The organism is Streptococcus oralis (assembly GCF_001578705.1).
Lineage (GTDB): Bacteria > Bacillota > Bacilli > Lactobacillales > Streptococcaceae > Streptococcus > Streptococcus oralis_J.
Map to the genome: position 1 here is coordinate 481,298 of NZ_KQ969037.1, position 14,078 is coordinate 495,375.

15 protein-coding genes are annotated in these 14,078 nt (G+C 38.9%); 1 reads left to right on the forward strand and 14 read right to left on the reverse strand.

Going from position 1 to position 14,078, the window contains the following annotated elements; all coding sequences use genetic code 11:
• Window positions 1-44: 44 nt before the first annotated feature.
• From SORDD05_RS02350 to efeO, 12 genes are all read right to left on the reverse strand, one after another.
• The gene (locus SORDD05_RS02350) at window positions 45-350 is read right to left on the reverse strand and encodes a PTS sugar transporter subunit IIB (protein WP_038805326.1); all 306 of its coding nucleotides are present in this window, start codon (window positions 348-350) and stop codon (window positions 45-47) included.
• Between the two features lie 38 nt (window positions 351-388).
• Window positions 389-865, reverse strand: a complete 477-nt coding sequence (locus SORDD05_RS02355) for a PTS sugar transporter subunit IIA (protein WP_061416918.1) — start codon at window positions 863-865, stop codon at window positions 389-391.
• A 217-nt stretch (window positions 866-1,082) separates the two neighbouring features.
• Window positions 1,083-1,772, reverse strand: coding sequence for a sugar phosphate nucleotidyltransferase (locus tag SORDD05_RS02360; RefSeq protein ID WP_061416919.1), 690 nt, complete (start codon window positions 1,770-1,772; stop codon window positions 1,083-1,085).
• Window positions 1,773-1,783: 11 nt separating this feature from the next.
• On the reverse strand, window positions 1,784-2,662 hold the full coding sequence (locus tag SORDD05_RS02365; protein ID WP_061416920.1) for a DMT family transporter: 879 nt from the start codon (window positions 2,660-2,662) through the stop codon (window positions 1,784-1,786).
• Window positions 2,652-3,521, reverse strand: a complete 870-nt coding sequence (locus tag SORDD05_RS02370; protein WP_061416921.1) for a phosphotransferase family protein — start codon at window positions 3,519-3,521, stop codon at window positions 2,652-2,654. The genes SORDD05_RS02365 and SORDD05_RS02370 overlap by 11 nt, the downstream gene beginning before the upstream one ends.
• A gap of 16 nt (window positions 3,522-3,537) precedes the next feature.
• Entirely contained in the window at window positions 3,538-4,560 is a 1,023-nt protein-coding gene (locus tag SORDD05_RS02375; RefSeq protein ID WP_061416922.1) for a ribitol-5-phosphate dehydrogenase, read from the reverse strand.
• A gap of 4 nt (window positions 4,561-4,564) precedes the next feature.
• The gene (locus SORDD05_RS02380; RefSeq protein WP_061416923.1) at window positions 4,565-5,272 is read right to left on the reverse strand and encodes an IspD/TarI family cytidylyltransferase; all 708 of its coding nucleotides are present in this window, start codon (window positions 5,270-5,272) and stop codon (window positions 4,565-4,567) included.
• Window positions 5,273-5,573: 301 nt separating this feature from the next.
• Window positions 5,574-5,744, reverse strand: a complete 171-nt coding sequence (locus SORDD05_RS02385; RefSeq protein WP_038805334.1) for a twin-arginine translocase TatA/TatE family subunit — start codon at window positions 5,742-5,744, stop codon at window positions 5,574-5,576.
• A complete protein-coding gene (gene tatC, locus SORDD05_RS02390; protein ID WP_061416924.1) occupies window positions 5,728-6,459 on the reverse strand; it encodes a twin-arginine translocase subunit TatC in 732 nt (243 codons plus the stop codon). The genes SORDD05_RS02385 and tatC overlap by 17 nt, the downstream gene beginning before the upstream one ends.
• A complete protein-coding gene (locus SORDD05_RS02395) occupies window positions 6,460-8,148 on the reverse strand; it encodes an FTR1 family iron permease (protein WP_061416925.1) in 1,689 nt (562 codons plus the stop codon). It lies immediately after the preceding gene.
• The gene (gene efeB, locus SORDD05_RS02400; RefSeq protein WP_061416926.1) at window positions 8,123-9,337 is read right to left on the reverse strand and encodes an iron uptake transporter deferrochelatase/peroxidase subunit; all 1,215 of its coding nucleotides are present in this window, start codon (window positions 9,335-9,337) and stop codon (window positions 8,123-8,125) included. The genes SORDD05_RS02395 and efeB overlap by 26 nt, the downstream gene beginning before the upstream one ends.
• A 5-nt stretch (window positions 9,338-9,342) precedes the next feature.
• Entirely contained in the window at window positions 9,343-10,215 is an 873-nt protein-coding gene (efeO, locus tag SORDD05_RS02405; RefSeq protein WP_061416927.1) for an iron uptake system protein EfeO, read from the reverse strand.
• A 234-nt stretch (window positions 10,216-10,449) separates the two neighbouring features.
• On the opposite strand from efeO, the gene SORDD05_RS02410 reads away from it, so the two are divergent.
• On the forward strand, window positions 10,450-11,145 hold the full coding sequence (locus SORDD05_RS02410) for a VIT1/CCC1 transporter family protein (RefSeq protein ID WP_061416928.1): 696 nt from the start codon (window positions 10,450-10,452) through the stop codon (window positions 11,143-11,145).
• 39 nt (window positions 11,146-11,184) lie between these two features.
• Here the strand turns inward: SORDD05_RS02410 and SORDD05_RS02415 are convergent, their stop codons facing one another.
• The gene (locus SORDD05_RS02415) at window positions 11,185-13,173 is read right to left on the reverse strand and encodes an ABC transporter permease (RefSeq protein ID WP_061416929.1); all 1,989 of its coding nucleotides are present in this window, start codon (window positions 13,171-13,173) and stop codon (window positions 11,185-11,187) included.
• 1 nt (window position 13,174) lies between these two features.
• Window positions 13,175-13,933, reverse strand: coding sequence for an ABC transporter ATP-binding protein (locus SORDD05_RS02420; protein ID WP_000173369.1), 759 nt, complete (start codon window positions 13,931-13,933; stop codon window positions 13,175-13,177).
• Window positions 13,934-14,078 lie beyond the last annotated feature (145 nt).

Genomic DNA, 14,078 nt, shown 5'->3' on the forward strand with positions numbered 1-14,078 from the left:
AATAGTTCCTCCCTTTATTTTTATGGAATCTTACAAAATAATAATTAACTTAGTCCGTGTTCTTTGATAGCTGCCTCAATATTGTCAAATACAGGAGCGCTCATTGCTGGAATACGGAACAAGATTGGTCCAGCTTCGATAACTGGAATACCTGGTTCAAAGCCAAGATCTGTTGCAGCGATTGGTGTAAAGATATCGTAGCCTTTCATAAGGTCTTCATTCACATCTTTTACCATAACTGCATCACAGTGAACATCGTAACCGCGATTTGCGAGTTCTTCTTCAAGAGCACTTTTAATTTGGTGACTTGAGTTAACACCTGCACCGCAGGCAGCGAGAATTTTAATCATTAGGATTTCCTCCGATTTTATTTTTTTAATAGGCAAGATTAAGCTGTTGCTTCAGCTATATAAGCATAAAGTTTTTCTGGTTCAGAAATTTTTGATAAATCTTCTAGATGTCCATTTCCTGTGAAAAAGTCCATCAACTGAGCCAGAATATTTGTTTGACTCGAACTTGAATTGTTAATGATAAAGAAGAGTAAAGATACTTCCACTTCCTTATCAGGAGCAATCATATTGTGAAAAGTTACTGGTTTCTCTAATCGAACAACCACTACTTTCTCAGCCAGATTATGAACAATATCTGTATGAGGAATCGCTACATTTGGCAAGTCCTTTCCCAGAAATTCCATATCTAAGCCAGTTGGAAATGACTTTTCACGCGTGATCAAGGCTTCACGATAAGTTGGAGTTACTATTTCTCGTTCTTCCAATAAGGTTGCTACCTGATCAAAGAGTTGTTCTTGATTATCCGCTTCTAAGCAAAACACGAGGTCTTTGTCAAAGAAATGATCTAATCCCATAACAGTTTCCCTTCTTTCAATTAACTTTTACGTTATAAGTATAACACTATATGAAATCGTTGTCAATACTTTTTGTTTTATTTTGTTTCTTTTTTGTTGATTGTGTTTTGTTAATTAATTGCAATCATTATCAAACAATCTTTTTAAATTCTATTTTCGTGCATTTCAAACAAAAAAAGACCAAAATGGGTCTTTTTGTTACTAATTCTAATGCTATTTAGTTAATGGAAGATAAAATTTCTTCTAGCTTTTGATAGTCCTTAACACTATCGATTTCATAGATGCTGTTGCCTTCTAATTCTTCGACATACACATCTAATTCTTTGATATTATCCTTAACCATATTGTCCCAATAGAGATCAACAAATTCGCCGCTTGCATAGGCTTTGTCAATAAAACCAACAATCTTTTCTGCAGTTGGAGCATCCCAGAATGATACGCCGCTCAGAATACGACCAGCCTTGCTATCAACGATGATGTCTTGAACTTTATAGTCATCACCATAAACCAAGAACCATTCATTCTCACAGTCTTCACGATAAACACTGAAATAGGTCGAACGTTTAAGATCGTTTCTAAACATATTTTTGAAAAGATAGTTATCCGCATCAATCACATAGCTGTTAGCCAAGTCTTCTTTAACGAGATAAAGTGAGTAAAAGTTGTTGTAATCAGCATACTTGTCATTGAAGACTAAACGAACACCATATTTTTCTTTTAGGTAGTCAAATTGTTCTTTGAGGTATCCGACAACGATGATAATCTCATCAATTCCTCTCTCTTTCAAAAACTCGATTTGGTATTCTACCAAGGGTTTTTGATTAACCCTAACCAAAGCTTTTGGGGTATTTTCAGTCATAGGGCGCAGACGAGTTCCTAAGCCCGCTGCTAAAATAATCGCTTTCACACGAATCTCCTTTATTCTTTAATAATAATATAAACACCAGCCATAACAATAAGTGAAGTGATGATTGTCAGCATATCTAGCGGTGCACCCAAGAAAACAACTGCAAATAAGACAGTCCAAACTACATAGCTCACATTCAAACCTGTTGCTTTCGCGGGTTGCAAGCGATTAATAGCGATATAATAAGCTAAGTAGGAAATCATATCAAAGGCCGCAAAGATAAGCAATAGACCAAACAATTGTCCATCTGCCACTTCTGCAAATGAATGGTGAGAAAAGAGCACAATCACAAGATAGGACAAGAATGAGGTTACTTGTCGGATTAACAAGGCTTCAATCTCACTTAATTCACTTTCCATAGCATAGGAGCTGAGAACACTTTCACTCCCCCAGGCAATGGCACAGACAAGGGCACAAAGAATTCCGATATAAAAAGAATTGACCTGCTCAACTTTGTAAGTCTGGGCAATAATACCAGCGATAATCAACAGAATACCAAACACAGTATTCTTAGATACCTTGTGTTTCAAAATGAAGAAAGCTAGTAAAACTGAAACTGCTGGGTAAATAGCTGATACAGATGAAGCTAGAGAACTACCGATATACTTAACCGCATAAAGATTGGCCTGCATACCAATAGGACCAGCTAGCAAGGCTCCGATAATAACACTGACATTTCGAATATTTAGAAAAATCGAAAGTCGAACTTTTCCTTCTTTTACCAAAAGAAAAGCTAATAGAATAAAGATACTCAAAAAGTCATGTGCCGCTGCCACTACAAAAGGGGAAAGATTGGTAAAAATTGAAAAGATATAAGAACTAATTGTCAGACCTAGTCCCCAGAAGATACCCGAGAGCAGACCGAAAGAGACACCATTTTTATTCTTCATCCAAACCTCCATAATAAGTCAGACCGTCAACAGCTCTTTTGTAACGACTCACACCATAATCTCCAAAGTCAGCGCCTTGATCTTCTTTGTACACTGTCCACAAACTCCAGATAGTATCTTGCAAAATTTTATAGATTCGAATCTTCTCGCGAGATACTGGAGTTTTGTCACTCTCATAGTAGGTTAGGAAATCTTCTTCTTCCTGATTTGTAAATTCAGACTCTAAAAATAGAGCTGCCAAATCCCACATCGGGTCATTCATAGAAGAGTATTCCCAGTCGATCAAATACATGCGTCCTTGGGGTGACTCGATAAAGTTTTCTGGAACTAAATCGATATGACAAGACTTTCTGTCAACACCTAAGTCAGCCAACCTTTTCTCTAGTGAAAATACTTCTTTTTTCACAGCTTCATAGTTGGCGTAAGGGATATTTCCCTCAATCAAAGATTCGTATTTTTTGATTTCCTCAAAAGGAGCAAACTCTCCTCTTAGTTCTTTGCCTGATGCATGAATGGTCTGTAGAATCGGGGCAATCTTTTCAAATTTGGTCTTGATTGATGTTGAATCAAGAGTTACTGCTGATTCGATGTACTCATTTACCTTAATCCCAGACTCTATATCAAAGAGATAATTTTTGACATCAAGATTCAAGTCTTTCAACAATTCAAGATTGTATTTTTCATCTTGACGATTGATGAGCTTTTCAGTCCCTTTCCCGAAAAATTTAACGATATAGGGTTTAGAAGTTGTTTTAACCAAATAATTCTGATTGGTCATGCCCCCCAGTTGTTCAACACTGAGGACTCCCTCTTCCTCAGATAGCAAGGAAGAGATTTTTTCTTTGATGAGTTTCTCCACAATTTACCTCCATCTTCTACACTTCCCACTTGAACACTGTTTTAAAAGCAGTATTTAGGTCGGTGGCAAAGACACGGTGAACATCCTTGATTTCTCTCACTGGTTCTTCAATATAAAGGATATTTTTCAGACGATTCGCAAACTTTTTAACTTCCATCATCTGTATTGCATTTTCAAAATCAATCCGTCCTGATCGTGACGAACCAACCAATAATAAACCTTTTTCTAAAGCATCTCGTGTATTGATATTGACCTTGTACTCGCTCACTCCCATCATGAGGATCGTTCCTTGTGGGCGAATGTAACGAATCAAATCATTGATAGCGGGACCTGTTCCATCGCCACCACAACATTCAAATCCATGATCAAAGGTCAGATCCTCGGGAATATTATCCGTGATGTAGCACTCTTTTGCAAAAGAGAAGAGTTCCAGTTTTTCCCAATGGCGACCAATCACGATAATCTCTGCTTCTGGTAGAGTGTAATTGATAATATTGGCAACCACAAAAGCCAAACTACCATCTCCGATAACTGCGATACGCTCTCGTTTGCTGTGGGCGAGATTCAAGAAACGATCCATAGCATGCATACCCACACTCACAAACTCGGTAATGGCTGCAACTGTGTCCTCAATGTCATTATAAGAGACAACACGATCTTTTGGAAGAGAGACAAATTCTCTCATAAAGCCATCATAACCACTAGATAGGAAGTAGGTTCCTGTCATGTAGTTCTCGTAGAACTCCTTGTCACTCTGCATAGGCGGTTGATTTGGGACCATAACTACCTTTTGACCGATTTCATAAGTCCCAGTTGGATCTGAAATAACAGTTCCACAAGACTCGTGAATCATAGCCATAGGAAGCTTTTTAGCCAATATCTTTGGATCACGTTTCCCTTGATAGTAACGTTGATCAGCATGACAGACCGCCATATAATTTGGACGAATCAGGATGTGATTTTCCTGATCAATGTCCTCTTCTTGGTATTTTACATTAATAAACTTTGGTTTGGTCAGTTGATAAATTTGATTAATCATAGCCTTAGTCTTTCTCAATCATGCTTTTCGCGATTTTCAAGTCTGTCACCGTTGTGATTTTAAGGTTTGAATATTCCCCTTTAGCTAGGGCAACGTCTTTCCCTTTGATAACAAAAATCTTACATGCATCTGTTAGGATTTCCTTTTCTTTATCAGATAGGGATCCATACAAGTCCATGAAATCCTTGCATCGGAAGGTTTGAGGTGTTTGACCTTGATAGAGGTGAGCACGATTTGGAATATCCGTGATAAACTGACCATTGGTACTTTCAACAATGGTATCAACCGCTTCTACTACTGTGTCAACCGCATCATGATTTTGGGCAAGTTTGATATTGTCCTGAATCATTCGAAGTGTAATAAATGGACGAACAGAGTCGTGGGTAATCACGATGTCTTCCGGAGTAATTGGACGGTAGGTATCAATGGCTTCTATAATCTTCTCGATACTGCTATTACGATCAGCACCACCTTTGGTAATAATGATACGATCCTTGTGGAGAGAGAGGTACTTGTCAACTAAGTCCTCAGCGTGTGACACCCAGTCTCCATGAACCCCAACCACAATTTTTTCAATGCTTGGCTCCAAGACAAATTTTTCGATTGTGTGGATTAAAATGGGACGATCACCCAACTCTAAAAATTGTTTCGGTAAATTACTGATTCCCATGCGTGTGCCAGTTCCTCCGGCTAAAATTCCTGCATAGATCATATGTTTTCTCCTTTGTTTATTCTAAAAAACTCATTATCATCTATTATATCACAATCTGCCTTTATCATGAAGAAAAGACAGAAAACTATCTATCTAAAATTTGAGAAATAAAATTAGATTTCACTCTATATTTTTTACTCAACATTCGGTTAATATAGAGTTCTTTAGAATATAATACAAACCTTAAAGAAAACTTAAAATTATTTTTAAGAATACAATAAAAAGCTAGGAAATTGCTCACCTAGGCCTAGACAGCTACAGTTCCTAACTTTCTTGTTTTTATGTATGATTATGGAATAGATTACTTTTCCTGATCTTGGTCACCAACTCCTTTAACTGCCTTTTTAAATTCAGACAGCATTTTACCGATTGATTCACCAAGTTCTGGTAACCGTTTTGGTCCAAAGATTAAGAGTGCCCCTAAAACAATGATAATCAATCCTGGAGCACCGATATCACGTAAGATTCCCATTCTTTTCTCCTTTCATTTTTTTCTTTACAATACTCTTGCTAATTGCAATACTAAGCTCATAGAGCGAGATTAAAGGAACAGTCATAGCTAGATCGCTGATAAAATCAGCAGGTGTCAAGATAACAGCTAGTACCAATAAAATAAAGTATGCATAACGGCGATAGGTAACTAAGAAACCTGGTCCAATCAAGCCAATAGACGTTAAAAAAGCGATGATGACAGGCAATTCAAAGATGAAACCCAAGGGTAGGGTTGTTTGAAAAACAAAGGCTAAGTAGTTCTGCGCTGTTAATTGAGTTTCAAATAATCCTTCCCCAAGACCTAAAAGCACTTGAAGTAAGGCTGGTGTCACAAAGTAGAATCCAAAGGCCAGTCCAAGTAGAAAGCAAATAAAACTAGCTGGAATATAGACAAAGATTGCTCTTGCTTCTTCTGTTTTCAATCCTGGTTTGATAAAACTCCAAATCTGATAAACTGTAAAAGGTAGCGTAATGGTAAAGGACATTAGACTCGCCAAGCGCAAATAAATCCACAGAATGTCATTTGGACCTAATACAATCAACTTTTGATTAAAGGACTGAGTCAGGTAGTAATAAAGCTGATCAGCAAACAATAAAGCTCCACAAAAGACTATAGAAAAGCAGGCTATAACAGCAATGAACCTCTTTCTAAATTCTATCAGATGTTCAACGATTGTCAATTCTTTTGTATCCATCTACTTTTCACCCTGTCTCAATGTGACAACCAAAACAATTATCAAAAAGACTAGCTGACTTCCTAAACTTTCCCAACTTGGATAGATGCCCAATAGGTCGATAGTTGGGAAACTTGATAGCAGGTGATTTGGTGCCATATTTGTCAGCTGCAAAGCATGCACACTAACTCCAAGCATCTTGAAGGCAAGAGCATAAATCATCCACGTCAATATGAAGAAGACCTTATGAGGTAGGAATAATTGACTCGCCTTGTTCATCAGAAATGCAATAATCAGCAAGACTAACAAGGCTAGAGAAATACCTAGGATAAACTCAAAACGAGATATTCTCGGTAAAATTCCTACGTAAAATAGAATGGTCTCTGCCCCTTCACGGAAAACAGCTAGAAAACTAAGAGCAAACATGGAAATGAATGAACCTGTCTTGGTCACAGTTTTCATCTGCGAATCCATAAAGTCATTCCATTTTTTGATCGAGGATTTACTGTGAAGCCAGATACCAATCAAAATCATCATCACTACTGCAAAAATACCAACAGATCCTTCGATGATTTCGCGATTGGCCCCTGATGTTACTGCAGGAAAGGCAATTTGTAGTATAAATGCAATCACTAGACTCGCAACGATACCTGTTAGGGCCCCACCGTATACCCACTTGATTCCTTTACGCATCTTGGCTGCTTTTAATGTTGTGACCAAGGCCATGACGATTAAGAGGGCCTCTACTCCTTCACGTAAGAGAATGAGCATAGCATCAAAAGCATTGTAGCTTGCAGTCGTATCAATTTGAGATAAATCCGCAATCAGTTTTTCTAATTTTTCTTGATATTCCTTCTCACTTCCCTTGACCATGATTACAGGACTTTCGCTTTCGACTCGGGTGTAGAGGGAAGGATTGGTCGTACTAACAGAACCTTCAACAGTTGGCCATATAGTAATAAACTCTTTCATGGCAGCTGTCCCTGCCGTCGGGTTTCCAGCTTTAAATTCTTCCAAGGCTTTTTTGAGAAGGGAAATGCCATCTTTGAGATTTAGATTGGAGGAACTTTTCTCCACTTCTTTGCCATCTACGAAGTTATCGATGGCAGTTTTTAAGTTATTAAAAGAAGACTGGATAGCATCATAATCTGTCGGCTCCATTTCAATACTACTGCGTAAGAAAGAGATAGCAGTTTCTACTTGACCATAATGAGTTGTACTGTTGTCGCGGACGACACTTTCATTGAGTGTCCAAGTTGAATTCATTTTTTTATAGGCTTCTCGGACTTGCTCTATATCTTTTGAAGAAATTGCCTTATCCAAAGTCTCAAAACGTGGTCTTAAGCGACTGACAAGTTTTTCCTTCTCCGCATTCAGATCTATTGGATTTTGCTCTTTTTCAAAAGCTAGAAGGGCAGAGGAGATCTGTGTCAGATTTTCTTCACTAATCTCTCCTGACAGGGCAAGTTTTTCCTTAACAACCTTTCCAGCATCTGAATCAGCATGTTCTATTTTTTCAAAATCCGTCGCCATTTCTCTAACTAGGGCCTTGGCTTCTGCCTGATTTCCATTTTTTAAAGCCTGAGAGGCATCTGTAATCTTTACAAAATAAGAACTCAGACTTTCCTTTGCACGAACAGGAGACATAGCTAACAAGAGAAAAGACAAAGCAAAAAAACAAATACTAGTCTTCCAATAATTTCTGACCAATATAGCCTCCTTTCTCTACTCCACTAAAGCAGGCAAAAAGACCGCTACCGATGTGGGTTACATACTCATTCATCTTGTCTGTAGCTCCGAGGTTGGTTTGAACCTTGACAAAATTGTCTGGATCTTTCTGGAAAGAGATAAAGAGTAAGCCTGTGTCAAATTGTCCAGTCTTTTCATCAATTCCATCCGAGTATGAATAGGATCGTCTCAAGAGTGGCTTATCTACCTCTTTAGCTAATCGAACATGCGAATCATCTGGTAAAAGACTCAAATCCACTTCATCAAACTCATTCTTCTTTCCAAAGGGAGCGCCACTTTCCTTGTAGCGACCAAAGGTATTTTCTTGCTCTTCAAGGTTGGTTCGATCCCAAGTATCAAGAAACATTTGGATGCGGCGAACAGCCATATAGGATCCATTTTGCATCCAGTCCTTGCTGTCAGTCCAGACAACACGATCAAAATCCTCCTCTTTGGTCACATTAGCTGTCCCATCCTTAAAACCAAAAAGGTTACGTGGTGTCTCCAGACGATCTCCAATAGCAGCAAATCCAGATTGGCTCCAACGGAGAGTCACCGCATTTCTCCCTTTGCGGATAAGGTTGCGAATAGCATGAAAAGCAACTTGCTCGTCATCTGCACAGGCTTGGATAACAATATCTCCCCCAGTATATTTTTCACGCAGTTGCTCTTTTGGGAAGGGTGGTAAATCCTTAAAAAGTTGAGGACGTTTTTGCTCTAATTTCATCTTTTTCAGGAAACTTGCAGACACACCAAAAGTCAGCGTTAAACGATGAGGATTTAGCCCTACGGTTTCTCCAGTGTCACTAGGTGGTAAAAGAGCATTCTGACCATCTTTTTTGACCAATTCTCCCTCTACAAGTTTACTACTATAATCTGTCCAATCCTTAAATAGCTGAATAATCTTATCTTTATCTGTCGTATGCAAATCTAGGACAACAAAATAAATATTCTTCTGCATAGGGGTCGTAATACCCGCTTGGTGTTTTCCATAAAAGTCAATCTTTTCATTACCGTACGAGATTTTTTCTTGATTTCCTAGCTTAGGTGCGAAAAAAGCAGAAGCACCAGAGAGCCCTAGCGCTAAACCAGCCCCTCCAATCCCTGCTTTTTTTAGAAATTCTCGACGGTCCATTTTTTTCTCAAAAAACTTTTCATCTTTATCAGTCATACTGCTTATTCTCCATCAAGAAATTTGCCCATTTGTGATAGAGGTTCACCAAGTTTTGTCACGGCTTCAGCCAATTCTTTGGTATCTTCTTTTGTCAAATCTGTATAGAGTTTATAGTGTTCCTTGTCTGTCATATGTTTGTCCAACAAGCTATTAACAGATTTGAAATCAGCTTCTAATTCTTTAACTAAAGCAGCATCTGATTTTTCTAGTAAAGGTTTAAAGAGTTGGAATATCTTTTCAGCTCCCTCGATATTAGCGCGGAAGTCGTACAAATCTGTATGAGAGTAGATTTCCTCTTCACCCGTAATCTTGCTTGTTGCTACTTCATTGAGCAAGTCAACTGCTCCAGTCAACATAATCTTGTGATCTACTTCAACAGTCGCTACCTTAGCCTTCAACTCTTTGATATCATTGACAAGCTGATCACCATAACTTTCGGTCCCCTTAGTTGTGTTTTCTTCCCAAAGGATACGCTCGATACGGTGGAAACCTGACCAACCTTCCTCGGTCTTATTTTCATCCATATAGTCTGCCAAACGGAAGTCAATCTTGACATCTGACTCACCAAAACTCTCAGCGATTGGTTCTGAACGTTCATAAGCCATACGAACAAGTGGATAAGCTTTCTTGGCTTCCTCCAGTTTTCCGTCTTTCAAAAGCTGGACAAAGCCTTCTGTATCTGTTAAGAGTTTATCAATTTGTCCTTGGACAAAGGTCTTATAATCTGCGGTTGCCTTATCAAGCAATTTTTGTTTGTCATCTGATAAAGCTGTCACCTTAGATGAATCACTTGTCTCGGTTGATTTTTCAAAACGGACTGCACATGCTGTCAATAGCAAAGCAGAAGATAAAAGGACAACACCTAATTTTTTCATTATTTACTCCTATTGGTTCAGGAAGCCTGAATTTATTTTACGTTCCATTATAACATCCTTTCCTTAATTTTTCAATAAATTGTCAGAAAATTTAATATTAGAGAATTTGAAGTAGCATTTTTCGGTAAAGTAGAAAAGGGCCTAAAAATTAGAATCGTAAAACTTTTTTCAGATAGTTTAAAAAGTTTGTATTCCACTATTCTTTTCTCTATAATGGAGAGAAAGGAGATGACTATGACAGAAATAAAACATGAAATTGATGCAAACTTTGCAGGCCGACTCAATATCCTGCGTGCAGGTGTTCTGGGTGCCAATGATGGGATTATTTCCATCGCTGGAGTCGTTATCGGTGTTGCCAGTGCGACAAGCAATATCTGGATTATCTTTTTATCAGGTTTGGCTGCTATCCTAGCTGGTGCTTTTTCTATGGCCGGTGGCGAATATGTCTCTGTATCCACTCAGAAAGACACGGAAGAAGCCGCTGTCGCTAGAGAGCAATTACTCTTGGATAAAGATATGGAATCTGCAAAACAATCCCTCTACGCAGCTTACCTACAAAATGGTGAGTGTGAAACGTCCGCCCAACTCTTGACCAACAAAGCCTTTTTAAAAAATCCCCTCAAAGCCTTGGTCGAAGAAAAGTATGGAATCGAGTACGAAGAGTTTACCAACCCTTGGCATGCTGCTATCTCTAGCTTTATCGCCTTTGTACTGGGAAGTCTTCCTCCTATGCTTTCCATTATCGTCTTTCCAAGTGACTATCGCATCCCTGCTACTGTTTTTATCGTGGCCCTTTCCCTTCTTATTACCGGCTATACCAGTGCTAAATTAGGAAAAGCTCCTACGAAAACTGCTATGATCCGTAACCTCTGTATCGGACTTCTCACCATGGGAGTAACCTTCCTCTTAGGACAACTCTTTAGTATCTAAGATAAAAGAAATACCTCGACCAGCATCGAGGTATCTTTTTTACATTTGCACAATCTTGCGATAGCTTCTTGAGGTAATCATAAAGATTAAAACATAGACGATGAGGAAGATGGCACAAATCGACAAAGTGACAGTCAACATCATGGTTGCATCTAGTACCCCAATGACTTTTAGGATGAGGCTAAGCATATGATAGGCAAAGGCAAGGTGTAGGAAAGCAAAGAGCAATGGGAGGAAGAAAACAGTTAGGACCTGTTTATTAATGGTTTGCTTGATTTGCTTTTGATCGAGACCGACTTTTTGCAAAATGATGAAGCGTTCACGGTCTTCATAGCCTTCAGAGATTTGTTTGTAGTAGATGACAAGAACTGTTCCCACCATAAAGATGATAGAGAGGAAGATACCGATGAAGAAGACTCCACCAAAGAGAGCACTCATCTGCGCACTGCTATCAACAAGATTACTTCCGTAAACATAGCTTCCTTCTTTGTTTAATTCTCTATTAAAGTTGTTAACGAATTTTGAATAGTCATCTGCAATTTTAAGTTGCTCGTCCTCACTAGCCGTTACATTCATACCACCGTAGTATTGATTAAAGATGGAAGAGTTAGGATGCTGTTCTAGAAAGGCTTTCAAGTCAGGAACAACCAAATAGTTATAGTCCGAAGTTAGAGTATTGTACTGATTTGGGACATGTTCAAGAATAAAATCTTTTTTGATTTCTTCCTTTATTGTATAGGTCTGGTCATTTAGAGTCAGTTCTTTTTGTCCTTGAAGTTCTTTGTTTTTAGTAAACAATCCGACTTCCTTACCTGAAAGTGCAAGTTTTTGCCCCGTCATATTCTCATAGTCTTTTTGATCAAAGACCATAAAAATAGTTTTCGGTTGAACACGATTTTGACCTTTCTCAAAGATTGTCAATTTCGTACCTTCTTGGTTTGCCACACCAAAGTTACTGTATGTAAGGACTTCTTTCTTTGTGACAGTCAATCCTTTATCGCTGGCATACTGGTCTAGGAGTTTATTTATGTCTTCTTTTTCAACATTCTGTCCTGTAATTCCAAAATCATGTGGATTCATGACTTTCTTGAAAGTTTCAGAGCCTTTAAAGACGCTCGTTGTAGCAGACATAGTCACCAAGACCATGGTTGAGAGAATAGCAATCGTCGCTAGACCAACCGCATTTTTCTTCATGCGGAAAATGAGATTGGACACGGAAATCATGTTGTTAGGTTGGTAATAGTAACGCTTGTTTTTCTTCAAGATTTGTAGGAAAACTGTAATCCCTGCATTAAACAAGAGATAGGTACCAAAGATTACCAACAAGACTGCTACGAAGAAAATTAGAACAGCAGAAAGTGGGTTTTCGACTGTTATTGCTAGGTAGTAACCAGCTGCTAGACTGATTAGACCTAGAATGGTTTGAAAACCTAAGAATCGTCCTTTTTTCTCACCACTGGCTTTTTCACGAGAGAGCTGAAGGGCATTCATGCGTGCGATGCGAAAGGCATTGATAAAAATCAAACCTAGGAAGATTGCCCCAAAGACAATGAGAACTAGGATAAAGACTATTGGTTGGAAGGTCGAAACGAGCTCCACTTTCATTTTCATTAACTTCAAAAGAAGGGCAAAGATTAGCTTATCAAAGAGAGCACCTAGACCGAGACCAGCTGTCAAGGTTAAGGAACCAAAAATAAGAAGCTCCTTAAAAACCATACTGATCAAATGGCGCTTTTCAAGCCCCAGCATACCATATACACCCAACTCCTTGGAGCGGTTCTTCATAACAAAACTATTTGCATAAAGGACAATAATCCCTGAAGCGATGGTAACAACCACCATTCCGAGAGCGAGGGTCATAGAGATAGTTTCTCCCCCTCGAATCTTGCCAATGTTTGGATTAAGTGACAAAGAGTAAAAAAGATAAGTAATGGTCACAGCTAAGAGAACAGCTAAAGCAAAGGGATAGTAGAGTTTGCGGTTTTTGATTAAGTTCGAAACCGCTAACTTATTGGTTAATCGGAACATACTAATTCACCTCGCTTGCCATAACAGTCAAAGTATCAGATATTTCTTGGAACATCTGACGTTCGGTCTTGTCTCCACGGTAGATTTGGTTGTAAAGAATTCCATCCTTGATAAAGAGAACGCGCTTGGCCCTGCTGGCTGCCGCTGTTGAGTGGGTCACCATGAGAATGGTTTGGCCTCGTTCATTGATTTCATCAAAAACATCTAGAAGAGCTGCAGATGACTTGGAGTCAAGTGCCCCAGTTGGCTCATCCGCAAGGAGAATTTCAGGTTCAGTGATGATGGCGCGTGCTACTGCTACCCTCTGTTTTTGCCCACCAGAGATCTCGTAAGGGTACTTCTCTTGCAATTGGTTGATGCCCAAATTCTCAGCTGTTACCACCAATTTCTTCATCATCTCAGTGATAGGTTTTCGAGATAACACTAGCGGAAGCAAGATATTGTCCTTAACAGACAGGGTATCTAGCAAGTTAAAATCTTGGAAGACAAAGCCCAACTTCTCACGACGGAAACTCGAAGCCTGTGAATTTTTAATAGTGGCTGTGTCTGTTCCGTTTAGGTAAACCTGCCCGCGAGTTGGTTTATCCAGCATAGCTAGGATGTTGAGCAGGGTTGATTTCCCAGAACCAGACTCTCCCATGATGGCAACATAATCACCCTTCTCTACGGTAAAGTGAATGTCCTTGAGGGCCTCTACTTGGTTGCCCTGAAAACGTGTTTTATAAATTTTTTGAACGTGTTTTACATCTAAAAGTGTCATGATTTTCTCCTTCTTAATATCCCATTAATTGAAACTGTGCTTGCATCATAGCGCACCCCAGTTGAACACGCTCGATATCTTTTTGACTTGGTCTTCTTCTTTTCTTATGTAAGATTCTTTTCATGGTTTTACTCCTTTGTTCTTT

What these genes read in the sequence shown, in the direction of transcription:
- SORDD05_RS02410 (WP_061416928.1), top strand. Translation starts at nt 10,450, where the DNA reads ATGACAGAAATAAAACATGAAATTGATGCAAACTTTGCAGGCCGACTC.
- SORDD05_RS02350 (WP_038805326.1), bottom strand. Translation starts at nt 350, where the DNA reads ATGATTAAAATTCTCGCTGCCTGCGGTGCAGGTGTTAACTCAAGTCAC.
- SORDD05_RS02355 (WP_061416918.1), bottom strand. Translation starts at nt 865, where the DNA reads ATGGGATTAGATCATTTCTTTGACAAAGACCTCGTGTTTTGCTTAGAA.
- SORDD05_RS02365 (WP_061416920.1), bottom strand. Translation starts at nt 2,662, where the DNA reads ATGAAGAATAAAAATGGTGTCTCTTTCGGTCTGCTCTCGGGTATCTTC.
- SORDD05_RS02415 (WP_061416929.1), bottom strand. Translation starts at nt 13,173, where the DNA reads ATGTTCCGATTAACCAATAAGTTAGCGGTTTCGAACTTAATCAAAAAC.
- SORDD05_RS02420 (WP_000173369.1), bottom strand. Translation starts at nt 13,933, where the DNA reads ATGACACTTTTAGATGTAAAACACGTTCAAAAAATTTATAAAACACGT.
- efeO (WP_061416927.1), bottom strand. Translation starts at nt 10,215, where the DNA reads ATGAAAAAATTAGGTGTTGTCCTTTTATCTTCTGCTTTGCTATTGACA.
- SORDD05_RS02385 (WP_038805334.1), bottom strand. Translation starts at nt 5,744, where the DNA reads ATGGGAATCTTACGTGATATCGGTGCTCCAGGATTGATTATCATTGTT.
- efeB (WP_061416926.1), bottom strand. Translation starts at nt 9,337, where the DNA reads ATGACTGATAAAGATGAAAAGTTTTTTGAGAAAAAAATGGACCGTCGA.
- tatC (WP_061416924.1), bottom strand. Translation starts at nt 6,459, where the DNA reads ATGGATACAAAAGAATTGACAATCGTTGAACATCTGATAGAATTTAGA.
- SORDD05_RS02380 (WP_061416923.1), bottom strand. Translation starts at nt 5,272, where the DNA reads ATGATCTATGCAGGAATTTTAGCCGGAGGAACTGGCACACGCATGGGA.
- SORDD05_RS02375 (WP_061416922.1), bottom strand. Translation starts at nt 4,560, where the DNA reads ATGATTAATCAAATTTATCAACTGACCAAACCAAAGTTTATTAATGTA.